The organism is Pseudobacter sp. (assembly GCF_051955275.1).
Lineage (GTDB): Bacteria > Bacteroidota > Bacteroidia > Chitinophagales > Chitinophagaceae > Pseudobacter.
The window spans coordinates 1-26,033 of the sequence record NZ_JBQCGW010000225.1 but is presented as its reverse complement, the minus strand read 5'-3'; the positions used below and the strand labels follow the sequence as shown (position 1 = coordinate 26,033).

At 49.0% G+C, this 26,033-nt stretch carries 13 protein-coding genes; 5 read left to right on the top strand and 8 right to left on the bottom strand.

Annotation, left to right across the window (positions count from 1 at the left end; translation table 11 throughout):
• Positions 1 to 510 (top strand): hypothetical protein (locus ACTHMC_RS19805; protein ID WP_440415730.1); only part of this gene is annotated, 510 nt, incomplete at its 5' end.
• On the opposite strand, the gene ACTHMC_RS19800 is transcribed toward ACTHMC_RS19805, so the two are convergent.
• Together ACTHMC_RS19800 and ACTHMC_RS19795 are read right to left on the bottom strand one after the other, a co-directional pair.
• Complete coding sequence (locus tag ACTHMC_RS19800) at positions 511 to 1,455, bottom strand: hypothetical protein (protein WP_440415729.1); 945 nt, start codon at positions 1,453 to 1,455, stop codon at positions 511 to 513.
• Between the two features lie 36 nt (positions 1,456 to 1,491).
• Positions 1,492 to 2,298, bottom strand: a complete 807-nt coding sequence (locus tag ACTHMC_RS19795) for a hypothetical protein (protein WP_440415727.1) — start codon at positions 2,296 to 2,298, stop codon at positions 1,492 to 1,494.
• Positions 2,299 to 2,510: 212 nt separating this feature from the next.
• Between ACTHMC_RS19795 and ACTHMC_RS19790 the strand changes: the two genes are divergently transcribed.
• The 3 genes from ACTHMC_RS19790 to ACTHMC_RS19780 all read left to right on the top strand — a co-directional run bounded on the left by ACTHMC_RS19790 (position 2,511) and on the right by ACTHMC_RS19780 (position 7,198).
• A complete protein-coding gene (locus ACTHMC_RS19790) occupies positions 2,511 to 3,953 on the top strand; it encodes an alpha-L-fucosidase (RefSeq protein ID WP_440415726.1) in 1,443 nt (480 codons plus the stop codon).
• Positions 3,954 to 4,096: 143 nt separating this feature from the next.
• Positions 4,097 to 6,478 (top strand): TonB-dependent siderophore receptor, encoded by a 2,382-nt coding sequence (locus tag ACTHMC_RS19785; RefSeq protein ID WP_440415724.1) that lies wholly within the window; start codon positions 4,097 to 4,099, stop codon positions 6,476 to 6,478.
• Between the two features lie 15 nt (positions 6,479 to 6,493).
• The gene (locus ACTHMC_RS19780; RefSeq protein ID WP_440415722.1) at positions 6,494 to 7,198 is read left to right on the top strand and encodes a DUF4198 domain-containing protein; all 705 of its coding nucleotides are present in this window, start codon (positions 6,494 to 6,496) and stop codon (positions 7,196 to 7,198) included.
• A gap of 87 nt (positions 7,199 to 7,285) precedes the next feature.
• Here the strand turns inward: ACTHMC_RS19780 and ACTHMC_RS19775 are convergent, their stop codons facing one another.
• The gene (locus ACTHMC_RS19775) at positions 7,286 to 7,879 is read right to left on the bottom strand and encodes an RNA polymerase sigma factor (protein ID WP_440415720.1); all 594 of its coding nucleotides are present in this window, start codon (positions 7,877 to 7,879) and stop codon (positions 7,286 to 7,288) included.
• Positions 7,880 to 8,059: 180 nt separating this feature from the next.
• Between ACTHMC_RS19775 and ACTHMC_RS19770 the strand changes: the two genes are divergently transcribed.
• Positions 8,060 to 8,527 carry an Lrp/AsnC family transcriptional regulator gene (locus ACTHMC_RS19770; protein ID WP_440415718.1) on the top strand — a complete coding sequence of 156 codons (468 nt, stop codon included), beginning with the start codon at positions 8,060 to 8,062 and terminating at the stop codon, positions 8,525 to 8,527.
• A gap of 191 nt (positions 8,528 to 8,718) precedes the next feature.
• Here the strand turns inward: ACTHMC_RS19770 and ACTHMC_RS19765 are convergent, their stop codons facing one another.
• The 5 genes from ACTHMC_RS19765 to ACTHMC_RS19745 all read right to left on the bottom strand — a co-directional run.
• Positions 8,719 to 16,644, bottom strand: a complete 7,926-nt coding sequence (locus ACTHMC_RS19765; RefSeq protein WP_440415716.1) for an FG-GAP-like repeat-containing protein — start codon at positions 16,642 to 16,644, stop codon at positions 8,719 to 8,721.
• A gap of 497 nt (positions 16,645 to 17,141) precedes the next feature.
• On the bottom strand, positions 17,142 to 19,424 hold the full coding sequence (locus ACTHMC_RS19760) for an FAD-dependent oxidoreductase (RefSeq protein ID WP_440415714.1): 2,283 nt from the start codon (positions 19,422 to 19,424) through the stop codon (positions 17,142 to 17,144).
• 34 nt (positions 19,425 to 19,458) lie between these two features.
• Positions 19,459 to 21,444, bottom strand: a complete 1,986-nt coding sequence (locus ACTHMC_RS19755) for a glycoside hydrolase family 2 protein (RefSeq protein ID WP_440415712.1) — start codon at positions 21,442 to 21,444, stop codon at positions 19,459 to 19,461.
• 7 nt (positions 21,445 to 21,451) lie between these two features.
• Positions 21,452 to 24,286 carry a hypothetical protein gene (locus tag ACTHMC_RS19750; RefSeq protein WP_440415710.1) on the bottom strand — a complete coding sequence of 945 codons (2,835 nt, stop codon included), beginning with the start codon at positions 24,284 to 24,286 and terminating at the stop codon, positions 21,452 to 21,454.
• 9 nt (positions 24,287 to 24,295) lie between these two features.
• On the bottom strand, positions 24,296 to 26,033 hold a 1,738-nt coding region (locus tag ACTHMC_RS19745; protein WP_440415708.1), incomplete at its 5' end, for a glycoside hydrolase family 97 catalytic domain-containing protein.

Genomic DNA, 26,033 nt, shown 5'->3' with positions numbered 1-26,033 from the left:
ACCATGAAAGTAAATGACAATGGCAGCCTGGATGTTACCATCGAGTTCAATACTTCAGACAGTACCTGGGTGGGCATTAGCCATACCATGCCTTACAAACTGGAGAACGGCCAGCTAGTGGTCAATATGAACGGCAGTGAGCAGGCCTGGCAGCGCCTCGACGATGGCAAAGCTGCACTCGCCGGCAACTGGCGTATCACAGAGCGCGAGCAGAATGGCCAGATGATTGCCATGAAGCCCGGTCCCCGGAAAACACTCAAGATCCTTTCCGGTACCCGCTTTCAATGGGCTGCCATCAATACTGAGACCAAAGAGTTCTTTGGAACAGGCGGCGGCACTTACAGTTTTGCTGACGGTAAATACACGGAAAATATCGAATTCTTTTCCAGAGATAACAGTCGCGTTGGCGCATCCCTCAGCTTCAACGGAAAAGTGGATGGCAAACGCTGGCATCATTCCGGCAAGAGCTCAAAGGGGGATCCCATTTCAGAGATCTGGAGCAGACAATAATTATTTTGTCTGTTGAAGAAATGATTGCAGTAATAAATATCCGCTCCATAATTTCTGATTGATGGCACTCAGTTCCCCCAGTTCTCCGCGTGATTGAATTTTGGAAGTAAAAGTGGTGAACAGTTCTTTAACAGGAGCACGATCGAACCATTCACGGGCAGCCTGCAAAGCAGCAGCATCGGCTGTTCCGGTCTGCAGCCATTTATTATGTAATAACCAGGCAGGCTCCATACATCGCCCTGTTTCGTCTAATAATAATTCAAAGAGAAAAGTATTCCGGAACCAGCTTAGTTGTTGGGTAAATGCGGGATGCTTTTCTCTTTTCAATATTGATTCTATTCTTTCTGTCATTTTTTGCAGGCGTTTTTTATCCTGCGGATCCAGCCTTCCCCACTGTGGTGTATATGCGTAATATTCGGGCGACAAACTTCCACGGCGGTATGCCAGGGTATCCATCTCTGCAAATAATGGCGCGAGCTCTTTTGCGGCAAGTGGTCCGCAGCCTTCGTTCAAAAACTTATTATACAATTCAGACAATCCGGTATTATCATTTCCATTGCGGGCAAAGGCCGCAAAGCCTTTTAAATTGAAAATCGTTTCTTTAGTGCGCCAGTGGATGGCGATCACTCCATCCAGTTGCTGTGTGGCGGCCAGTTTCACGTGATCCCGCATCAGCTGTACTCTTGGCTGATAATGCCAGAGCTGGTGATCACCTTCGAGCCAGGGAACGGCAATCACGGGTCTTTGCTTCGCAATATCCGCCAGAAAGGCGGGCTGTGCTGTTTTGCCCAGATCAGGATTGAGACAGCTGAATATGATATCCTTTGGCAATCCGCGGCTCAGTCCCTGCAGGATCAAAGGCAGTTGGTTACCGCCACCCCATCCCCCCAGCATCAATTGTACACCGGGCGCTTTTTTTTGCAGGTATTCCTTTTCCAATTGCATGTATTTAATAGAACATAAACCGATTAAATTATCTTTTTAATACTGAGCCGCCAACGTGAAATAAAGTGCATATGAATTATATATTTTCCGGAAGGCAGTATCCTGTAAGGCACGCGCAGGATCCACTCCCATGAAACTATGTTCATTCAACCATAGCCAGATATAATCGATCCCTTCATATGTTTTCAGGATATCATCGAGCGCTGCATACAATAACTGAATGGATAAAGGATGTGCAGGGTTCGGGATCATATTGGATTCACCCGGCCAGTAAAAACCGGATTGTCCATCCTGCAGGGAGAAAAACTCAGGAGGAAGCACCCCGAATTCAAATCCCAAAGCGAATTTCATTTTCCGGCCATGCGCCATATTGAGTACTTCTTTCATGAGGCGTTGAGCAGCAGCGTAATGCTCTTCATTGGTCCGGGAAAGCACTGCCCCATCCGCTCCGAAAGCTTCTGCTCCTGCCGGCAGCTTGAAAACTGCTGAAGTACCGAAAGCAAAATCGCGGACTTTCATAGGGTAATAACCCCAGCGTGCCGTCATGGAATGATCGAAGCTGGCAGCCGGTAACAGACTGCGGTACTGTATCCTGATCATCGGTTCCACATAAGTGGCATAACGCTCGCCGCCACCAGTGTAATTGTGAAAGCCGATGAAATTGATGCCATGCTTTTCGCAAGTGTCGAGGTATTGGCGATAATCTTCCAGGTTCCAGGCGGAAGGGCCGGAGAGGAAATTATGCCAGGGCAGTACGCCCCTGATGGAAAAGGATTTTGTATGCTGGGCATGTAGAGTTGCAAATAAGAACAGCAGCAGGCAGCAGGAGAAGAATCGTTTCATAATACGGCAGTGATCGTTGAAAATAAAGCCTGAAATTACAGGTATACCAAGTACACCATGGCTACTCTTTTAACCAAAACCGGTCTTATTTTGCTGAAGCACCCATTTTTTTGCCCGGCCTGTCAATATCATTGAATGATTGGCTAAGATATGGCAGCCTTCACTCGCCGTTTATTCTTTAAGTTGCAGGATATTGATAATACAATATGGCTATGTCTCTGAAAAACTATTCCATCCTGGCGGCAGCTTTACTGTGGGCCGGCACCCTCAGCGCACAATCGGTTACTTCAACTGACACATCGAAGGAACATCGTATGAAATGGTGGCGGGAAGCCCGTTTCGGCATGTTCATCCACTGGGGTGTCTATTCACAATGGGGCGGTGTTTATCATGGTCATAACCAGGCAAGGGGTGGCGCAGAATGGATCATGAACCGCAGTAAGATCCCCGTTGCCGAATACAAAGAAAGAGCGAAAAGCTTCAACCCTGTTCAATACGACCCTGAATCCTGGGTAATGCTGGCAAAGAACGCCGGCATGAAATATATAGTGATCACTGCCAAACACCACGATGGCTTCGCTCTCTTCAATTCAAAAGCCAGCAATTGGGATATCACCGATGCCACCGCGTACGGTAAGGACCTGCTGAAGCCCCTGGCCGAGGCCTGCAAAAAGCATGGCGTAAAACTCGGCTTCTATTATTCGCAGGCCCAGGATTGGGGCAATGCAGGTGGTTCAGTAGCCAGGAAGGAAATGAGGGAAGGATGGCCCAATCCCGACTCAACTAACGTAGACGCCTATACGAAAGATCATAATGGTCACTGGGACCCTGTGCAGGAAACAAAATCCTTTGCACAGTATATCGATGATGTGGCAGTTCCACAGGTAAAAGAACTGATGACCAATTACGGAGAGATAGCGGTACTCTGGTGGGACACCCCTACCAATATGACGGATGAAGCCGCTCTCAAACTGCAGGAGCAGCTCAAACTGCAGCCGCAGATCATTACGAATGACAGGCTGAAACGTCCCAACTTTCCTGGCGACACCAAAACACCGGAGCAGAAGATCCCCACCCAGAGCGAACTGGATGGCAAGGACTGGGAGACCTGCATGACCATGAATGGCAGCTGGGGCTTCAAAAGCTGGGACCATAACTGGAAATCCACTGAAACACTGATCCGCAACCTGGTTGATATTGCATCCAAAGGAGGCAACTACCTCCTGAATATCGGACCGAAGGATGATGGCTCCCTGCCTCAGGAAAGTATCGACCGTTTACAGCAGATCGCAGCCTGGATGCAGGTCAACAGCGAAGCCATTCATGCCAGCAAGGCCAGCCCGGTAGCCCCTGTATCATGGGGGCGCGTTACCAGGAAAGAAAATGGCAAGAACACTACATTATACATCTCGGTATTCGACTGGCCGAAAGATGGACAGCTCAGCATTCCCGGTCTGAAGAACAAAGTACAATCAGCGCAGATCCTGGGAGGCGGCAAAGTGAAAGCAGCTTCCAAAGGAGGCAACCTGCTGATAACTGTTCCCGCAACTGCCTCCGATCCCATTGCCACTGTGATAAAAGTGGAATTGAAAGGCAGTGTCACAAACGTGAACATCTCAGCAAAAGACAAAATGAAAACCGGAGAACTGGATTAATAGTTTCACAACCCCCTGTTGAATTACTGGGCACACCTTAATTACACCGCACAGTCAGTTTCCCTTTCGCGTAAATGGATTTCCTGATCTGGAACCATTTGATCACCCTACCGGTGCAACTTTGCGCGCAAACAAAACTGACTATGTCAATCAGGACTTTACCCCTCTTCATTTTATCCCTGTTCGTGTCATATACCCTGCTGGCGCAAACCGGCACCAGTGGTACCTTAAAAGGAATAGTAACTACCTCCGACCAGCAACCGGCCGCACATGTGACCATTCATATCCGCGAATTGAAGCGCACCGTGCAAACTGATGACGCTGGCGCCTTCCAGTTCAACCGCCTGCCTGCCGGCACGCATCAGCTGGAGATCTCCCTCATCGGACATGAAACCCTGTTACAAATCGTGGAGATCGCTGCAGGTATTACAAAGTCGGTACAGCTTCAACTGAAGGTATCCGGTAAAGAACTCTCAGAAGTGATCATCACTTCCGGCAGGAACCGTTTCGTAAAAACACAGAGCCCTTATGTGAGCAAGATGCCATTGCGCAACCTGGAGAACCCACAGGTATATACCACGGTAACACAGTCCCTGCTGCAGGATCAGTTGAATGTCTCCTATGCAGACGCCCTCAAGAATGTACCGGGCGTGATCATGCAGCTGGAAAACAACAGTGCTGGCGGCACCGTGGTGTCAAGAGGCTTCCCCACACAATCCTTCCTGCGCAATGCAGTGCCGGGTATCGTTGGCGGCGGCTCTCTCGATCCTGCCAATATTGAAAGCATTGAAGCCATCAAAGGTCCGTCAGGCGCGCTTTATGGCGCCAGCATGGCATCTTTCGGAGGACTGTTCAACCGCGTTACAAAGAAACCACTCGACAGTTTCCAGGCAAGGATCGGTTATACCGGAGGCGGCTTCGGTCTCAGCCGTATTGACGCCGATGTGAATACAGCCATCAACAAAGAACATACACTATTACTGAGAGTGAATGCAGCAAAACATGAAGAAGGTTCCTTCCAGGATGCCGGCTTCAAGAATTATATTTTTGTCGCTCCCGTAGTAAGCTACCAGATCTCTGAAAGAACCAAACTCATCCTGGAAACAGAATATAAGAAAGAAAAAGCCAATAGCTTTTACCGCCTTTTTGTTGACGGCGCTTACACTACCGGCATCCGCAGTCCGAAAGACCTGAAAATGGATTTCAACAAAAGGTTTATCGGCGATGATATCTTTATTACCACCACTACTGCCAATTTCTTTGCAGAACTGCAGCATCGTTTTTCAGATACCTGGTCGTCGCGCACCACCTACAGTTACCTCAGTTCCGATGCCAGTGGCGCCAATGGCTACCTGAGCATGAAGGCCGGCAATGATTCCCTGATCCGTAACATGACTTACACGGAGTTCAGCAAAACTTATGCAAACAATATTCAGTACAATCTCACCGGCGATTTCAGGATCGGCAAAATGCGTAACCGCCTGCTGATAGGTGCTGACATCTACAATGTAACCACCAAATCAAGCTCTCCCGGCACCATTGCCTTTGATGTTGTCAGCGGCAGCAAGCCCGGTGCAGCGTATACAGTGCTGAACCGCGCTTCATTGCATGAAAGGGTGAAAGGCCTTACCTACACCCGTTCAAGAGCGTTACAGAATCAGTACAGTGCCTATATCCAGGATGTGCTGAACATTACGGATAACCTGCTTGCCATGGCCAGTGTGCGTGTGGATTATTTCGAGAATCCCGGTACCAGGAATATCACGAAAGACACAACAACCGGTAAGTATGATCAGACTACCGTGTCTCCGAAATTCGGACTGGTGTACCAGATCATTCCCAATCAGCTCTCTCTTTTCGGTAACTACAGCAATGGTTTCCAAAATACCGCACCGGTGTTACAGCCCGACGGGAATTTCACCGATTTCAAACCCAGCCAGGCCAATCAGTGGGAAGCTGGTATCAAGGCTGAGCTGATCAACGGAAAGCTTACCGGCAGCATCAGCTATTACGATATCAAGGTTACGGATATCACACGTCCTGATTTCCCTGACCGTCCCGCTTTCACGGTTCAGAACGGAACTCAATACAGCAGGGGTATCGAAGCAGATATTACGGCTATGCCTTTCCGTGGTTTCCATGCCATTGCCGGTTATGCTTACAACAAGAGCAAGCTCACTAAAAGTACCGTTGCACTCGAAGGTTTCCGTCCGGGCAGCGCAGGTCCTGAGCACCTGGCCAATCTCTGGCTCAGCTACCGGGTACCTTCGGGCAACCTGAAAGGTTTCGGTGCAGGCCTGGGTGGCAATTATGCCGGCGAGAATATCGTGAACGTGAGCACTACGGCACTTTACACATTGCCTGCATTCACTACCATCAACGCCTCTGTGAGTTACGAACAATCAAAATACCGCCTCATTGTGAAGGCAGACAATATCACCAACAAAGATTATTTCGTAGGCTGGAGCACTACCATCCCTCAGATGCCATTCCGGCTGAGTGCAGCAGCCTATCTCAAATTCTAAAAACAAACAGATAATATGAAACAGTTCACACTCAGCGCAGCATTATTACTGATGACCTTCATTGCATCGGCGCATGCCATCTGGATCGAAACAGCTTCCAAAGGCAATAAGAACAAAACACACCAGGTGCGTGTATTCCTGGGAGAGTATGCAGACAATGAAAGGGATTCCGTGAGAAACTGGTTCAGCAACATGAAAGAGGCCGAGCTGTATATCACCGATCCTTCCGGTAACAAACAGAAGATCGCTCTGCGCGATGCCGGCAATTACCTGGCAGGTGAGTTCACACCAGCCACTGAAGGCAGTTACACTTTATCTATTGCACATACCGTTGCCGATATTTACAACGAAGGAAAGATCGAATATTATGCAACAGCCTCAGTGAATGTAGGTAAGGCCGGTAATGAAATGCTCTCCAAATCTACCTTCCTGGCTGTACAGCCACCGGTTGAAGCAGGAAAAGTAGCAAGCCCGCTCCACCTGCAAGTATACATGGAAGGCGCACCTGTTGCCAAAGCCAAAGTTTTGGTGATCTCTCCTGATGGATGGGAAAGAACGCTGTACAGCGATGAGCAGGGTAAAGTATCCTGCGCAACCATTCAGCCCGGCATGCATATGCTGGAGGTGGTGAAAGTGCTGAAAACACCTGGCACACACAATGGAAAATCATTCAAACAGGTTACGCATATGGTAACACACTGCATTCAGGTGAATAAATAAATGTTCACCGTTTTGCGGAAATAAGAAAGGCGTCTCAATCGGGACGCCTTTTCTTTATAATGCGATAAATTAAAATAACCCACGTGATCAGGCGGCAACGGCCGTCTTGCGCCTTTGTCCTGCCTGCATATAATCCAAATCTGCGAAGCACTGTGGGATCCAGGCGCGGAGGAAGGCAAGGGCTTCACGGATATGCTCCCGGATGGTGTTCCTGGACAGTTTCAGTGCTGCTGCAATTTCATCGATGCTCAGACCTTCGAGACGGCTGAGCTTGAAAACCTCCTTTCGTTTGGCGGGAAGCATTTCGATGCCTTTGTGTAAAAGGGAATGTAATTCTTTGAGTTCAACGGCAGGATCGGCATATTGTGAGCGATCTTCTGTGAGTTCGGTCATAGACACTTCCCGCTTCTTCCACTGCCTCACTTTGTTCCTGGTGACCACATATACAAATCCGGGAAAGTTCTGGAGCGCAGGGAGCTTGTCGCGGTGCTTCCACAAACTCATGAAAACATCCTGCGATATTTCTTCTGCCTTCATGGAATCTTTGAGGTAAGAAGAGAGCTGGTGATTGATGAATGAAGTGTACTTCTCCATGATCAGGGAGAACGCCTTCTGATCTCCCCTGGCTACCAGTGCCAGCAGCACCTGTTCATTATTCGTATAGCAAAACTGATGGATCATACACTACATTATCTTGTTTACATATTGTTGTTTTACAACCTCCATAAAATTGAGAAACGGCTCTCTTAATTCCAATAGATGATCCAAAACGCCGTAATTTTTATGGAAAACTGGCTATTTTTTGTAATTTTATCCGGATTTTGAAGCATTTGCATCGGTATAACTATTACTTTTTCCATTATGAGCAAGGCAGATTTGGATGAACTCGACCTGAATATCCTCAGGATTCTTCAAAAAGATGCATCCCTTACCAATAAGGAGATTGCCTTCCAGCTGAACAAATCACTGGCAACTGTTCATGAGCGGATCAGGCGTTTGAAAGAAGAAGGGTATATCAAACGGGTGGTGGCCATACTCGACAGAAAAAAAGTGAACAAGAGCTTAATTGCATTTTCGCAGGTGCTGCTGCACAATCATACAGCTGAAACCCTGGCCAAATTTGAAAAAGAAGTGAGTAAGTTCCCGGAGGTGATGGAATGTTTTCAGATGACGGGGACATTCGATTTCATCCTTCGCGTTGCCACGAGTGATATGGATGCATATCATGATTTCTACCGGAATAAGCTGGCAAAACTGCCGAATATCACAACCGTGCAAAGTTTCTTTGTATTATCTGAGACCAAGAGCATTACGGCATATCCGATTTGATCGGGGAGTTGCCGGTCGCTCATCCCCGCGAGTGACTTCAATTCCGTCGCCTCCCGGCAACACGGTGTTCGCCAGAGGCGAAAAAATAGAAGCAACTCGCCCCAGGCGGGCTACCGGGCACTGCGAAACAAAACGGGGCCAACCGTTCAGGTCAGCCCCGTCAGAGGGAATTTATCAGAACATCAACACGCTTATTTCTTCACCACTTTGATGGTGGTCACAGCCGTACCGTTACGGATGATCTGTGCCATATACACACCAGAAGGCAGTTTCTTCACATTGATAATATACTGGGCTCCTGAAACAACCTGTTCCATTGCCAGTTTACCATCGGCATTGAATAAGGCTACCCTATCGCCTGCTCTCAGTCCGCTGATCACACCTGTTTCTGATACAGGATTCGGTGTGAGGCGGATGGCGATATTGCTGCAGGTTACTTTAGCAGTCACCACGCGGCTGTACTGGTGCTTCCCATCGATATCGAAATGTTTCAGGCGGTAATTCACATCACCTTCCTGCACATCGTTATGAACAAAGCTGTAGTTGGCTCCTGTTGCGATATTGTAAGAAGGTACAGTAGCCAGGGTAACGAATTCCTTACCGTTGTATACTTCGATATTGAAATGGCTGCTATTCTGCTCCATGCTGGTATTCCATTTCAGCTGAACAGTACAGTTTGCAGTGGGTGCAGCAGTGAAAGCAGTAAGCGTTACAGGTAACGGCCATGCATAAGTGATATAAAAATCTTCCACTTCACCATTCACGAAATTACCGGTACCATTCATCCCTTTGGAGAAAGCAGGGTCCACAGAAGTGGCGATGATACGAACCGCGCCATTGGTAGCTCCGATAGCCGGAGGCACAATGAAGGAGAAGTTGGTACTTACAGGGCTGCCATGTGTCAGTTCGCCGCTGGTGAATACATCCAGGTCATCCGTGAAGCTTCCGTTCCCGTCGGCATCAAACCATGCTGCCCAATAAACAGGCTTCGGATCGCCGTTTCCATTTACAGTGATGGTGAATTTGCATTCAGTATCTATGCCTTTCACGATCCACGGAGTTGCTTTGGAGCCATTTCCATTGGTGGAACCACTGGTCATTACCAGTCCGTCTGCATCATCATTCTCATCAGGTGTACATTCTGCATCGGGAGCATTTATTCCCAGCCACGCCCTGTCCACAGAACGGATGCTGGCGCTGGCTGAAGGATAAGTGGCAGAGAGATTGCCGAGGTCGGCAGGCACGGGGTTCAGTACCACTGAATCGATATTGTTTTCGTAATCACATTCCCTTGCATTGGCGTTTGAAAGCGGCAGCGTAAAAGGAATGGTGGCTGTTCCATTATCATTTGTTACAATATAAATCCTGTAAGGAGCCGTGTATGTGCTCAGGTTGAGGGTAACGGTATCCTTCAGTGAAGCACCAACCGTGAGGCTGGATTGCAGGGTCCGGGTAACCGGAAGACGCACTGCACCTGCTTTACGGGGATCACCCAGATAGAAACGAAGGGGTTCTCCGGCAGAAGCGGCAGCAGATCCGTTATTGGAAATGGTGAAGGCTAGTTTAGCAGCTGCCGGCGTGAACTCACAGGAAGTTTCGCTGTTCAGTACTTCCAGGTCAGACACAGCCATATCGGATGTTGCCACGATACCTGGATCCAGCAGGCGCTCATCAGCCTGACCGTTGAAAATATTCAGCGGATATCTGCCGGAACCGGCAGGATACTGCAGGAGAATATTCTGTTCTTTCACAGGAACGGTGAGGTCATCGTTGATACCTCTCGCGCGGTAGCCGCGGCCATTCCAGATCTTCCTGGTATTCTGCCACACTGTGGTACCCGCTGTTGCGCCGAACACACGTAGATTACCTGTGAATGCAGTAGTGGCACCGGATACGCAAACAAATTCAGCAGAACCGTCATTGTCAACATCCACCACTACAGGGTGCTCCATCCAGGTAGCAGTACCTGAAGCATAGGTAGCGATATTGGCGGGAGTGGCGGTATTACCATTGATCACACGGATATTGGTCTCATCGTTGTAAACGATCTCGAGGATACCATCACCGTTCAGATCGAAGGCAGTTACACCTGTTTCACCGGAACCATCAGTGGTAGCCAGGCTCCATACGGAGCCGGTGAGTTTATTGAGATTGAAAGCATGCATGTTGAAGTCACAGTTGAAAAGTACTTCAGGCAGGTCAGTAGCCGCACCGTTGAGCACTTTTTCATTGTATACATTCGCAATGGTAGGCATGCCTCTTGCGAACTCTGTACCATTGTTATTATAGGCAGCACGCATCTTCATCACTCCTGCAACAGGGTCCCAGATCACCAGGTGCGTACCGGTAGGATAAGTGATATCCAGTTGTCCATCCAGGTCCAGGTCAGCCACTGCAGTAGGTCCATCACTGCCAGCCGGTATCAGGCTGGTACCCGCTATGGTACTGAGGTTGGCGAGTGTAGTGGTCACCCCGGTATTCAGGTTGACGCCATATACTCTCGATCCGGCAACGATCTCTTTACCGGGATTGTTGGGCATGATATCTATCACTACCACATCACAGCCCCATTCAGCGGCACGTCCTGTTCTGCCTGCAGGGCCTGGCACTCCGATCACAGCTTTCACCAGAAGGCCTCTTGCGAAGTCGAACTGGAATACATCCAGACCAACAATGATCTCCGGTGTTCCATCTTCATCGATATCTGCAATACGGGGAGAACCATTCCTGAAGTAAGTAGTTACGGTATCAGCGCTCCTGAATTTGTAATTGGAAGTGCTGCCGGATACGTTGTTGAACACATAAACATATGCATCATTGCCAACCACTACCACTTCGGGAACTCCGTCCCTGTCAACATCTGCCACAGCAGCCTGCATGGTGGACTGGCTTGCACGGACAGGTAATTGAATATTATAATCAACGGTGTTCTTGCTTGCATTGGAGCCATCGCCCTTGAATACGGTGATGCCAGCACCTGCCGCTCTCACTACCAGGATTTCGGGCATACCATCTCCATCCAGATCAGCCACTGTGGGTGATGCGGATGCTGCCAGGTTATTGGCAGGAGTAGTAACCCATTCCTGTGTGATGGAGAAGTTGGTGAGTGCCGGCGCAGTAGCAGTACATGGAGGAATGGGTGAACAGGTCACATCGAGGTTGTCGATATAACCATCCAGGTCATCATCGATGCCGTTTCCGCAGATCTCGGGAGTGATGGTTCCTGCAAAGGAGAAATACTGTGTTCCGGTAACAGGGAAGGTCAGCTGGAAAGCATGGTATGATTCTCCGTTGATCTGAACAGGGCTACCTGCACTTACGCGGGTAGCGCTGCCATCATCGAGAGAGGAAAGCGTACCGTAAATGAGTGAAGGTGTTTCGCCCAGCCCGTAAAGACCTGCTACAGGATAGTAAACAGTCACGGCCTGGTTGAAGCTGCCTGAGTTCTGCAGTTTCCATGTTCTGAGCAGTCTCTTCTGGCTGATGCCTGCATCGTAGAGGAAGCCGGCGCCATTGTTATCACCCCAGGTCAGGTGCTGAAGATTGGCAGCGAAAGTATTGGTGTTTGCTTCATTGCTTTCAGCAAGCTGGCCCAATGCCATTACCACCTGATTCCCCGGATCTGCGCTCTTGCTCTGACGCTGATCCAGGCCCGTATTGGCATCCAGGCCGATACCTGCAACATGGTCAGGATATCCGGCAAGGGTATAAATGGTTGTTGAATTGGTGTTCAGGTAATCATTCTGCAAAGTGAGGCCATATTTCACAGCCAGGTAGGATTCCACCCTTCTGTAATCGGCAACAGGCAATGCTGAATTATACATGATGGCTTCGGCAATATTACTTCCTGCCGAGAGGAAATTGCTGCTGCCGTAAGCACCGATCTGCAATCTGTCAACACTATGCGTTGAGTTATCGGTAACAGAAAGACTGGAAGCGCCATTCAAACGCAGCAGGGTCCCATTGGTCACTCCCCTGTTGAACACCTGTGTACCCAGCCATTGTTTTCCTGAATTGAGGGAAGATACCGGAGTAGCATTGGAAAGCGTTGCATTCCGGATAATGAATGAATTGTCTGCCGTATGCATGGCTGTACCCGGGTTGCCATTGTAGGCGCTCATCAGGTTTCGGCCACCCGTTCCTTCGGCAGAACGGAACACTACAAACTTGGTATAGTTACCGGTATTGACGGTGGTCACGTTACTGGCACTGGAGAAATAGCTGCTGCCGCTATAGATCATAGTAGGATTGAAGTTGGCAGCTGCAGGGCTGTATTGTACAGTTCCGGTTGAAGTAAAGTTGTTGTTGGTATTGCGTTGATTCACCCAACTGGTTACATTGCTGCCGGTGAGGTTCACACCTGCATCGCTTCTCAGCCATACATCAGCGCCATTCACAGCGCCGGGATGCACGGCATAACTGCCGAAGCTGAAATACAACGTACCTGTTGTGGGGAATGTAAGCCTGAAGCCAGTGTGAGGCACGCCACCGATAGTGGCGCTGGCATTGGCAGCCACTTCTGTACCTGCTCCAGCCAGCATTGCACTGGTATTGTAGATAAGATACTTGGTGGTATTGGTAAGACCATTCAATGCTGCAGTGGGAATATAAACAGTCACCTGCTGGTTGAAGCTACCTGTATTCTGCAGTTTCCATACCCTTGCAAAACGATTGTTCACATTGGTGAAACCGGTAACAGGCATGGTAATGGTGATGGATGCATTATCATCACCCCAAACCAGGAACTGGTTGTCGCTGGCAATAGTATTCAGGTTCTCTTCATTGGAGGCCGCTACAGCGCCCACTGCCACCGTGATCTGCTCTGCCGTTGTTACGTTGCTCCTGCCCTGAAGCTGTTTCAGGTCTGCATTGTCGTCCCGACCGATACCGGCAATATTGGCGGCATGCGTTGAGATATCATACGTGGTGGTAGTTCCATTTGAAGCCAGGTAATTATGCCCCAGTGTAAGACCATATTTTACACCAAGATAACTCTGGATCCTCCGGGTAGGAACTGTTGCAGTACCTAACGCAGTTGGATATACGATCACCTCGGCAATGCGTCCATTGAGGTTATTTCCACCGCCATAGGCACCTAACTGAAGGTCAGAAGCGGTATAGGCAGCGGAGCTGGTCATCTGCGCACGGTTTGTACCGTTCACATTGATGAACATACCGTTGGTGGTGCCACTGTTGAAACCACCCGTTGCCAGGTAATAGCGCGACATATCCACTACGTTGGCAGCGGTTAGAGTTGGCGAGGAATGCCAGAGCACGATATTGGTAGCAGTGCTGTTAGCGTAGATGGCGCTGTTACCTGAGTTACCGGCAGAAATGATATTGTTGGTTGTGGTGGCATTATCATATTTGAACACCACAAACTTTGTATAGTTACTGTTAGCCGGAGTTACGATCGCTGCACTGGTGAGGTAGCTGCTACCGTTGAAAGTAACACCGGGATGGAAGTTCAGATTACTGGCTGCATACGTGGGTGTTCCGGTATTCGTGAAGCTGTTGTTCGGATTCACCTGGTTTATCCAGTTGGTAACAGTGGTGCCGGTTGTATTCAGACCTGCATCCGGACGGAGCCATACGGCCGCACCGGCTACACCGGCAGGTTGAATGGCTTTGGAAGCGAATGTGAAATACAGTTCACTAGTGCCTGCAGGGAAGGTCACTGTAAATCCTTTATGCACTACTCCTTCAATGGTAACGGTAGAAGCTACAGGAACTTCAGTACCGCCACCAGCCAGGGTTGCGCTGGTATTGTAAACGAGGTATGGATTGGTACCAGGCAGGTTGATCAACCCTGTTGCCGGGAAATAAACGGTCACCTGCTGATTGAAACCATTGGTATTCCTGAGTTTCCAGATCCTGTTCAGGCGGGTGTTCACAGTAGTCCAGCCGGTCATGGTGCTGGTGCTATGTGCAGCCGCATTATCACCCCAGATCAGAAATTGTTTATCGGCAGGGATCACACCTGTGTTCTGCTGATTGGAAGCAGCATAGGCATTGACAGCCATCAGCACCTGCAATGTGCCGGGGTTGACGCTCCTTCCCTGCTTCTGGTAAAGTGCGGTACTGTCGTCTCGACCGATACCTGCGATATGATTACCGAAGGTGGCAATTGTATAAGTGACCGTAGCATCGGAAGCGATATAATCATGCCTGACAGGTAATCCGTACTTCACACCCAGATAACTTTCGATCTTTCTTGTGTTCAAGGAAGTATTACCCAGGGAGCTTGGGAAAATGATCACTTCCGCGATCCTTCCGTTCAGATGGGCAGCGTTGGTATGGGCTCCCAGCTGGGTACCTGAGGTAACATAGGCAGCAGAAGAAGTTCCGGTAATGGTATTGGCCCCATCGATATTGATATAGGTGCCGCCTGTGAGGCTTCGTGTGAATCCACCCGTAGCCATATAGTAACGGTTAGCACTAACCGAATTGTTAGCACTCAGGATATTACCGCTATGCCAGAGGTGAATATTTGTGGTGCTGTTACTGCCGAAAAAAGCATTGTTACCGCCGGACGGAGAAGACACGATATTGTTGGTGGCAGAACCATCATATTTGAATACCACAAATTTGGTATAGGCACTGTTACCGGTGAGGGTATTGCCTGTACTGGTAAGATAGTTGCTTCCGCTGAAACGCACACCAGGATTGAAGTTAACATCGCTGGCTGACAACTGGGGATTGCCGGTGCCATTGAAACTGTTGGCAGCATTCACCTGGTTGGTCCAGTTAAGGATATTATTTCCTGAAGTACTCATCCCTGCATCCGCTCTCAGCCATACGGTAGCACCGGCCACACTGCCAGGGTTCACTGTTTTGGCAGCAAAGCTGAAATACAATGTTCCTGTGGTGGGGAAGGTCACGGTATAGGCGGTATGCGCCACACCACCGATATTGGCGGTGCCGGAAGAGGCCACCATGGTGCCTCCGCCATTCAAAGTATTGCTGGTATTATAGATCAGATAAGGATTGCTGCCCGGCAATGAAGTGAAGGCAGCTGTAGGAACATACATTGTTACCTGCTGGGAGAAGGAACCGGTGTTCTGTAATTTCCAGATCCTGTTGAGGCGGGTATTCAAGCTTGTCCAGCCGGTGATGGTTGAAGTACTGTTGAAAGCGCCATTGTTATCACCCCAGATCAGGAATTGCCTGTCATTGGTGATGGTGGCTGTATTGCCATTATTGCTGGCGGCCAGTGAACCGAGGGTCATCAGCACCTGGTTGCCTTCATTGATATTCCGGCTCTGCTTCTGGTAGAGAGACGAGTTATCATCCCTGCCGAGGCCCGCGATATTGTAATTGAAAGTACTGGCATCATAAACCACTGCTGCGTTTGAAGCGAGATAATTATGTGCCGCCGTGATCCCGTATTTGATAGCCAGGTAAGACTGGATCTGCCTGGTGGCATTAGCGGTGCTGGTCATGGCAGTGGGGTAAACGATCACTTCAGCGATGCGGCCCGCGAGGTTGTTCCCATCGCGGTATGCGCCGATCTGCATATAGCTAGCCCCATATCCTTTACTGGCATTCATGGCTGCTTTGTTGGCGCCATCCACATTGATAAAGGTACCGTTAGCCACACCACTGTTGAAGCCCGCAGTGGCCATGTAGAATTTAGAATTGGTCACCACATTTGAGGCGGCCAGCAGCTTCCCGTCATGCCACAGGATCACGTCCGTTGTGGTGTTGGCACCGTAGAGGGCATGCCCCGGTGCTCCAGGACCGGCACTCACCAGGTTATTGGTGTTATCCGTGTCGTACTTGAATACAACGAATTTTGTGTAAGCACTGTTGGGAGCCAGTAAAGTGGCAGTACTGGTAAGTGAATTGCTGCCGCTGAAAACGATGGCGGGCTGAAAATTCACCTGGGCATTGCTGAGCTGCGGATTGCCCTTGCCAATGAAATTCACGGGACCGGACTGGTTGGTCCAGGAGGTAACATTATTACCATTCGTAGTTACGCCCTGGTTTCCTTTTAACCATACAAGAGCGCCGCTGACGCCGCCGGGATTGGATTGGGCAAAGAGATTACTGCACGAGCAGACTAGCAGGCACAACAAAAAGTGCCTGAACTGGAGGGGGTTCAGTATGTTTTTCATAAATAAAAAGATTCCATGCTGAACCCGTACGGAGCTCAGACAACGAAAGTTTGTTTGACCAGGCTGGCAGACTTGATCAGGGGTGATAGTTTCAATGGAAAGGTGCAGCGAAAGTATATTTTTTTTGGATTTCAAAAATCAACAGCACATTAAAAAATAGATATACCGGCAATACATAAACGCAGTTTTAAACTCAATTTAATTCAATTCTAATGCGTCGTCAACATCTTACTACAATACCTGTAGTGAAAATAAAAGTGCAGGCACACACAATAAAAAGCTGGGAGGTTTTCTCAAAAGTCTGTTGCCTGTACGCGGGGAGCGGTCGCTCGCGTCCGCGCGAGTGACAAATATTTGTTCGCCTCTGGCGAACGCCGTGTCGCGGGGAGGCGACGGAATAGAAGTCACTCGCGGGACGCGGGCGACTGGGCACTGCGGAAATAAAAAAAGGAGCATTCCCGAAAGAAATGCCCCATTGAAGAAAGATAACCGTCCGATCAATAACATCTTACTGCAAACACCGCCGCAGGCACATCGCTGGAAGGATGCTCCAGTTCAATGATGAGCTTATCCGTCAATACAGGCTGCTCCAGGCTGATGGCGTTGTGCGTATGGTAATTGTCTTTTTTCATGGCTATAACATTACCTGCTGTGTCCTTTACCTGGTAGTTCCTTACGCAGAAAGGCATATTGGTTTCCGGATGATGCATCAGTACGGATTCCATCGGGTGGTCATAATCGGCATCAAAGAACAGATCGATATGATTGATGGACTGCGGCTCCTTCCATTCAATGGTAAGTTTTGGAGCAGCATCCTTCCAGTCGGCCACCCAGGCATTGGGTTGGCTCGTTGGCCTGTCGATCCCGTTGCGGATATTATCCGCCTTGAAGATCTCCGGAGAGCACGGATACTTGAATGCGATATTATGCCCTTCAGGCCTGCGTTGCGGGCACCAGAACTCAAAAGCGTCCATGCCGATATGCTCAGGCGGTGTTTGTTTGCCGTAGTTGGATACGGCCTTGTTAATAGTGTTGAACACAGAAAGGATACCTGTAACGCGTTTCTGTGTATGGTGCAGCTGCACCAGCGGGTTCTTTATAATGGTAAGGAAAGCGTAACCTGGTTCCTCCATCACAGCATCAAAGGCAAGCTGTATGCAATTGCGGCCGGGATGGATACTCACTTCCTGTGCAGCCAGTGTGATATCGGGGGTATGATTGCCTGTCTTGCTGCTGATACGCAACTCCACTTGCAGTGTAGTTTCAGTTTCCGACTCTGCATGGATCACGAAGGGTTCGATCTTCCCTGCCTGCAATGGCACCATCTGCGCAAGCGACAGGTTGAGCCGTTTCAGGAAATTCCCTTCCGGTAATTCCTGCAACAGCAGCTCGCTGGAAGCTTTGATGGTGGCGGACTGTACCTTATCCTTTTTATCAGTCAACGCCATGCCCGGAATATACTGTCCGGTTTTCAGCAACCTTTCCTGCAACGCAGCGATATGATTTTTTTTGATGATATCAGCCGGCAGCACCTGCTCTTCTTTACAGATGGCAGCCGCCATACCCACTGCCTGTGATACATAGGCAGCAGTGGCCATCACGCGTGTGGAGCCGAATGCCACATGCGAAGCGCTGATCACACGGCCTGCCAGGAAGAGATTGCTGATATTCTTACTGTAGAGTGTACGGTATGGGATCTGGTAAATGCCTTTTGCATGCCATTGATTGCAACCGGGCTTCTCACTGAACACACCATCGGCAGGATGCAGATCGATGCTCCAACCTCCAAAGGCCACGGCATCTTCATGTGTGCGTTGCTCCACAATATCCTGCTGCACCAGCATATAATCGCCTTCAAAACGGCGGCTCTCCCTTTTACCGGGGATAGTCCCCACCCATTCCAGGGTGAGGTTCGCTGCTTCGGGGAAATTTCCTGAATTTTTGATATAGTTCCAGACGCCATACACAACTTTCCAGAGCTCCCATTTTATCTGCTCTGTATCGTGGACGGTATCGAGTCTTCCTCCATATTCGATCCACCAGAGCTTGCAACCGAACTCCTGCGCATTGAAGCTTTTGAAACGGGGGATCTTTGTAATATCCTCCAGCGCAAATGCTGGCGGGATGAAATTTACAGGCCGTCCTGTATCCTTACTGTAGAAATACAAAGTGTGTCCGAGCAGTTCGCCATACTCTTCGGTAGGTGCAAACTTTTCGCCGAACTCTTCCGTGCTCTCAGCGCCCATGCGGAAGGCAGCACCGGAAAGGAAGCCCACTACTCCATCGCCGGAAGCATCACAGAACAAGGGAGCGGATAAATTATATTCAGTCTGGTTCTGACTGCAGAATGCTTTTACGGATTGAATGGTCTTTTCATCTTTCTTTACCACATCATATACGGCAGTATTCAGCAGCAGGGTGATATTGGGTTCCTGAGAAACTTTATCCAGCAGCAGCATGTCCAGGATCACGGCATTGCCTTCCGGATTCCGGTAGGTATTTTCCACCAGGATCTCATCAATCACGCCTCCTTCCCTGGCCCAGCGATTATTGTTTCCCATATGCGAGGTGGCGCCCAAAACCCAGAGGCGCACTTCACTGCTGCAATTGCCGCCAAGTACGGGCCTGTCCTGCACCAGCACTACTTTACAACCCTGGCGTGCGGCTGTGATGGCGCAGCAAACGCCGGAAAGTCCGCCACCAGTCACAATCAGATCTGCCTGAATCTCACGGTTCACAAAGGAACGTTTGCTGCCTGTACTGTTCTTGTCTACTTTCATCTTTACCTGTTATAGAATAATTGAATAAGGTGTTCTATGGTTTATATATTTTTTGAATCACTGTAAATCCCTGTGGATTTATTATTGAAATGCCGAGTTCTTTATTGTCAGTTGAAATTTCCAGCTGCTGCCGGTCCCCTGGTTTCATCACCTTCAATGGCACTGTTTTGTTGCCATAACGCAGCTGGTAATTGCGCAGGGTGTAAGCAGGAAAGTCTTTCCGGGATTGCAGTACCACACTGAGCTTTCCCTCTTTCCATAGCATCCCCTCAATCAGCAGCGGTGCAAATTCATCCTGCAAAAACCTGTAGCTATCGCGCGGTTTACGATCCGGCGTTACCAGCCCCCAGGCGCGATAACCATCCGCATCTGTTCCCGGGTACCTGCTGAGATAATCATTGAATGTCCATACCGAAGCGCCCGTTACATAATCACAGGCACGGATATCCCGTACTGCATTCCGGAAATAAGTGATACGCTCTTCTTCAGATCTCTTTTCACCAGACCGGATACCAAATTCGCTGATGTAAACAGGCTTGTCAGGATAGAGCTCATGGATGCGCTGCAGGATCTTAAGATGATTGCCGTATATATTGGCGCTGACAAAGTCTACATACTGCGAGGCTTCATCTTCCGGTTTCTTTACATAATCACGCCATACATTGAAGCTGGCAAAAGTGATGAGGCGTGTAGAATCCAGTGTTTTCACAAAGGCACTCATATCCTTTACCCAGGATTGCCCTTCCGGAGTCTGCGATTGAAATTCGTTACCCAGACTATAAGCGATGATGCAGGGATGGTTCCAGTGGCGCTCCATCATCTCCTGCATTTGTTGTTGGAATTTCTTCCTCATAGCCGGATTGGCCATCTGGCTGGGCGTCATCTGCCAGTTGCCAGCTTCGGCAATGATCAGCATGCCATTGCGGTCTGCCCGGTTGAGCATTTCTTCCGAAACCGGATAATGACTGATCCGGGAAAAATCCATATTGCCTTCCTTGATCAGCTGCATGTCTTTTTCCAGTACAGGCTCTGGATCGATACTTCCATAACCGGGATAATCGAGCGGCCTGTTACAGCCGCCTCTGCGGATAGGCTCACCATTCAACAATAGCTTAGCTCCTTCCACCTTGATGCTGCGGATCCCGAATACTGTAGAAAATGTATCCCTGTCAGTTCTTACCTCTGCTTTATAGAGGTGCGGTTCATCAGGATTCCAGCGTTTGACAATAGCAGCTGGCAGGACTGTTTCAATGAGTACAACTGCCTGTCCGTTTGCCTGCACAGCTGCTTTTGTGTTTTTGAAGCGAACGCTCAGCGGCTGAGCATCAAAATAAACAGTTGCATTGACCGGCACCTGCACTGGCTGCGCAGACCGGTTATCGATGAATGTTTTTATACGGATCCGTGCATTGCCCTTTGCCTGGTCAGGCTCCGCGATCACCTGCACATTCCTGATGCGTACATCCGGACGGATAACCAGCTCTACCGGTCTTGTGATGCCGCCATAATTGATCCATGCATACAATTGACTATGATCTGCCCGTGAAAACTGATTGTCTGTTTTAGCTCCAGGAATAGTGGTGGTGTCCCATTCATTATTTACCGATACCGCCAACTGGTTCTTCGCCTGCAACAGTTCTGTAACATCCAGTTCAAAAGGCGTATAACCTCCTTCATGTGATCCGGCAATCCTGCCATTCAGCCACACGGTGGTTTTGTAGAACACGGCATCGAAACGCAGGAAGGCTCTGAAACCGGGCTGCACCGCAGACGCGCTGAACTTTTTGAAATACCAGGCCGTACCTGTGTACATGGCATATCGCCTGTCTACGGAATAACAGTGGGGCAATCTCACTTTATCAAACCCTGCTGTGGAGAATGCTGTAGCGTACCACTGCTGCTGCTCTCCTGCTTTCACCGGGTCCAGTGCAAAGTCCCAGTCGCCGTTCATAATTGACTGGCACTTACCCAACACAGGTAGTAAGAACAGTAAGAGCAATATGGTGGTATAACGCTTCATTCAGTTTTTATTTCCCGATTGTTACGGTTTCACTTTGTTGTACGTTTCCATCCACACCGGTGAGTGAAAGGTAAAAAGAAACGGGACCTGCCGCTCCTGCCGGCACGGTGAATTCAAAGGGATAAGCCTGGTCCTGGATCGTTTGTTTTTGCCCGTTAGACAATGTGAAATTCAATGAGACCTTGCTGAATTTGTTATCATCAGCTTCCAGGTATACATACAGCCTCCTGTCGTATTTACCCAGTTGCAGCAGCATAGCATGGGCATTACCCTCTTTCAGCTTCACGTAATCCCGGTCAGCAGCTGTATAATCCCTGTTGAGGATCTGTTGCTGAAACACAGACCGGATGGTAACACCTTCAATGCTTACCGCTGTAATACCATTGGCGGGGACGGTGATGGAGAAACTGCTATCACTGATATTCATTTTTTGTTTATCAGTGAACGAAGTGAGATGAGCAGGCTTATTCAATTTCACCAGTGAAGGATCGATGCTTACGCGGGTGGTTACCGGTCTGCCGGACTGATTGGTGAAGGCCAGTAGTAATTTATTCTCTTTGCGTGCTGCAATATAATTGAGTTCTGTGCTGGCTATCGTCAACAGGCGGGCCGGCATCCAGAGCTGTACATCATTTTCTGTAAAGAATTTTCCCTTCTGTGCACCATACATTTTATTCTGGAGGTAGGCATACCCTTCCATATATTCTGCCGGGAAATTGATCTGCGCATTGCTGCGCACAAAAGCATCCGTTACCAGGTAATCCAGCAGCATGCTGGCCATGGGCAGGATATGATTATAATGAAAAGAATTCACGCTTTGCTCCTTGTGCTCATGGAGCGGGAAATCGAATTTCTCATAAGCGGTGGTTCTTTCCGTATTGATATGGTAACCAGGGAAATTCCGGTAACGCCCGATAATAGCGGCTTTGGCCACCTGCATCAGGAATGTATCCTTTGTATAGTAGCCCAGCCTGAGCATCCAGGGTGCATAGTTGGCCATGAAGATGCCACGATGCCCGGTTGAAGTTCCGGAAGACTCAGGAGTGAGCCCGATCTCGGAGAGTCTCCAGGCGGGAGCCTGCTCTTCCGGGTAATACATTTGTTGATGACCTTTGGAGCGCAGGTACCAGTACATCGGGGCCTTGCCTCCTTTGTTGACCGTGATCATGGTATCAGGCACGGCAGGCACCATCCAGGTGAACATGGTGTAATTGCGCGCGCCTTCGCGAGCTGCCTGCAGGTAGCGATCATGGCCAGTCAGTTCAAACAATTGCAGGAACTCTATCCAGCGGCCGGTGAAAGTGGGCCAGAAAAAATAACCTGTTTGCATGGGATCATTGAAAGCAGTCTGTGCTTTATCGATCCTTTGTGTCAGGTATTTATCAGCGCCATCGATACTGGCCTGCAGGAACTTTTTATCGCCTGTGGCTTTGTAGAGCCACATATCATTGATCCAGTTCTTTCCAACTTCCTTGTAATCCATATTACGCACACGAGCTGTATTGTACTCGCGTTGCGCCAACTGCAGGTAAAAGGGATTCTTCTTTCCAAACACATCGTATAGTGCCAGCAGCTCAGACAATGGTGCGATAGGCCCTTTCATTTTACGGCTCGGGCTCTGGATCTTCTGCGTGCTGTCCAATGCAAAAAGAAATTTCTCGCGCGAAAGCATGAATTCCATCAGCGGGTAAGCCCTCTTCTCAAACATCACGGAATCATCCCGCACCAGCGCCAGTTCCAGGGGATTGAGGCTGGATACATTCTTCACCGCTCCCGGCACGTCCGTTGAATAGGCACAGCCCTTGAGACTGTCTACAAACCAGGCGTATTGTGACAATGAATAGTCCACCATATTATCCAGGGCAGTGTTCAGGGAAGCAATATCATTGCGACGAAAATCTTTAAATCCGAAAACGGTCCTGGCCAGTTCCTCGTAAGCCTGGTTGATGGGCTTTGGCATGACCACCAGGTGACAGGTAAAATCAAAAACCTGTCCTGCTTCCATTTTAGAGAGATTTCCTCCCGGTATGGGCGCATAGATCTGCGGCTGCAACTGTTTCTGTTCATTGACCAGTGCAATTCCGAAACGGCTGTTCGGCAGTGTGGGCAAGGGCTGAAAAGGGATCTCTTTGGATGCAGCCAGCACACCGATGGTATTGACGCCATCATTCACAAATGTTGATGGCAGCGTGGCCATGAAAGCCGGTGTCAGGTAAGCTGCATCAGGAATGCGTTTCTCCTGCCAGATGAGTGGCTGCCAGATAGCTGCAGCTCTCTCTTCTTTGAATGCAGGAGCACCGGTATAACCAATGCTGTAATACCCCGGTACAGTTGGATTAAATGAAAAATGTAAAGAAGGGTACGGATTATTCTTTAAAAGATAAGCGGTTAAAACATATTTGGGTGAGGCAGGGAAAATAAAGAATACGGTGTCTTTGTTATTACGCGTGCCGGTTGCTTTTATAACGGTTCTTTCTCCGGCATTGAAGATATTGGCAGTGCGCCATTCGGATTTCGTACGCAGGATGCGGTCGTCAAATCCATCACCGGCCATAGCAGCGCCGATCTTCTTTTGTTTGAAATCGTTTTTACTGCTGTCCGTTACTTTCCAGGTGAGCACATTGTACTCTACTTTTTTAAGTCCGGCAGGTTTGAGTGCCATGCCCGGATCAGCAGCATTATTGAGAATGGTGAATGTTGGCGTGAAGATGTAACTGCGATTGCCGCTTTTGATCACAATATCTTTCTTGTCTACCGATACATTCAGCTGGGCGAACGTACCGCTTGCAGGCAGCGTTATTAAAAAAAACAGCAGGCAATGTCTGAGCAATCGTTGTTTCATAATCGGGTATCACTTCTTTATCTGTATCACCAGTCCTCCATTGGCAGGGATCGTAAATTCTTCCAGGGTACTGGGTTTCAGGGATTGTTTGCTTTTAATGAATCCGGAGCCATCAGGGGCATCGGATATCACGGTCACTTTTCCGGCAGGCCTGCTCTGAATGAAAGCAGGATGAAGTTTATATTTTACGGCACTGTCAGTGCCATTGATCACGGCTACATACCAGTCGGTTCCTTTCCTGCGGGCGAATGCCGCCAACTTTCCTATTTCGCTGCCGCGTAACACAATGGTCTGGTCCCAGGTTACAGGTAAAGTTTTCAGGAGTGGGAGTATGGGTTTGTATACAGGATTATTCAACAGCGCAACCGGATTTTCGGCAATACATTGGAACGGAGAGTTGAATACATACAGCAATGCAAGCTGATGCGTATAAGTTGTATTGGCTTTATTGCTGAAGAAGGCCGGAGTATAATCGCCATGACCACAGAGGAACCTGGTAAAAGGCAGGGCTGCATTGTGCCAGGCAGGGATCGGCTCGTTCATGATATTAAGTTCCATGCCGCGGATGCCTTCGCGGGTAAGCTCATTCGGGTAGGTAGTGCTTTCGCCGGTGGGCGCATGACAACCGTGGAAATTAACCAGCAGTTTTCTTTTGGCGCAGGCCTGTAACAATCCGATCTCAAAATCGATGAAACTTTTTTCTTCACTGTTCATGAAGTCGGTTTTGATGCCCACGGCACCGGCATCACGCACACTATCCAGGAAAAGGTCTCTTTGCAAAGGATCCAGTATATCTCTGGAATGTTTCCATACCCATACGCCTACTTTCTTTTTAGCACCATACACGCAGAGCTCTTCCAGTTGTTGCCATTTCTGCGGCCATTTGGTCTCCCACCCTTCATCGATCATGGTGTACTGAAAATTCAGACGGGCAGCAGCATCGATGAACTTCATTTCTTCTGCGGGTTCCATATAATTCGCCTCATTGCGGGAGATCCAGCTCCATACGGAAACGCCGGGTTTGATATAAGTCCGGTCGGCAAAAAGACCGGAATCAGGCAATGGGTTGAGATATTCGATCACCTTGTTGTTCACCAGTTCATTGAGGTCATTGGCAAACAGGATCACACGCCAGGGAGTTTCTGTTTTTTTGTTGATGGCAAAGCCGGCTTCTTCCGTAAAGTTCACCTGCACGGCATTATTGCCGATAGCTTTCAATCGCATGCCGCTGTAGCCATACAGGGCAGCTTCCGTGATCACCATCAGTTTATTACCGGGCAGTTCTGCCACCAGTGGTTTACCCTGAATTGGCCCCTGGGAAGAAACGGTGGGAAGTTTATCAGGTGTTGTCTGAAGCCAGAGGCCTGCATAGGATTTCAGTTTCCAGCTATTGTTCCTTTCAAAATACCAGATCCGTGCGTCTGATGGAAAATTGAAAGAAGTGAGCTCTTCGTGCACTTGAGTGTGCTGAAAACCTGCGGGCTGGTAACGGAAAGCACAACCATTATCAAACACACGGAAGGAAATGGTATCGGTTTGTTCCCGCTGTTTCAGCAATACAGTATACTCGATGCTGTTACTGATGGAGGAATTGCTGTTGATGCGTGACTGTCTTCTTTCTTTCACTGGTCTTTGACGGAGCAGCGTAAGCTCCTCAATATTTGTACCGATAGTTCTTCCATCCACTTTGATCCCAAGCGCAGCGCCATCGATGAGGGTAAGATTGCCTGCACCTGCGCGGTACATC

Coding starts and splice junctions, on each gene's coding strand:
- ACTHMC_RS19790 (WP_440415726.1), top strand. CDS start 2,511: ATGTCTCTGAAAAACTATTCCATCCTGGCGGCAGCTTTACTGTGGGCC.
- ACTHMC_RS19770 (WP_440415718.1), top strand. CDS start 8,060: ATGAGCAAGGCAGATTTGGATGAACTCGACCTGAATATCCTCAGGATT.
- ACTHMC_RS19780 (WP_440415722.1), top strand. CDS start 6,494: ATGAAACAGTTCACACTCAGCGCAGCATTATTACTGATGACCTTCATT.
- ACTHMC_RS19800 (WP_440415729.1), bottom strand. CDS start 1,455: ATGCAATTGGAAAAGGAATACCTGCAAAAAAAAGCGCCCGGTGTACAA.
- ACTHMC_RS19750 (WP_440415710.1), bottom strand. CDS start 24,286: ATGAAACAACGATTGCTCAGACATTGCCTGCTGTTTTTTTTAATAACG.
- ACTHMC_RS19795 (WP_440415727.1), bottom strand. CDS start 2,298: ATGAAACGATTCTTCTCCTGCTGCCTGCTGCTGTTCTTATTTGCAACT.
- ACTHMC_RS19760 (WP_440415714.1), bottom strand. CDS start 19,424: ATGAAAGTAGACAAGAACAGTACAGGCAGCAAACGTTCCTTTGTGAAC.
- ACTHMC_RS19765 (WP_440415716.1), bottom strand. CDS start 16,644: ATGAAAAACATACTGAACCCCCTCCAGTTCAGGCACTTTTTGTTGTGC.
- ACTHMC_RS19775 (WP_440415720.1), bottom strand. CDS start 7,879: ATGATCCATCAGTTTTGCTATACGAATAATGAACAGGTGCTGCTGGCA.
- ACTHMC_RS19785 (WP_440415724.1), top strand. CDS start 4,097: ATGTCAATCAGGACTTTACCCCTCTTCATTTTATCCCTGTTCGTGTCA.
- ACTHMC_RS19755 (WP_440415712.1), bottom strand. CDS start 21,444: ATGAAGCGTTATACCACCATATTGCTCTTACTGTTCTTACTACCTGTG.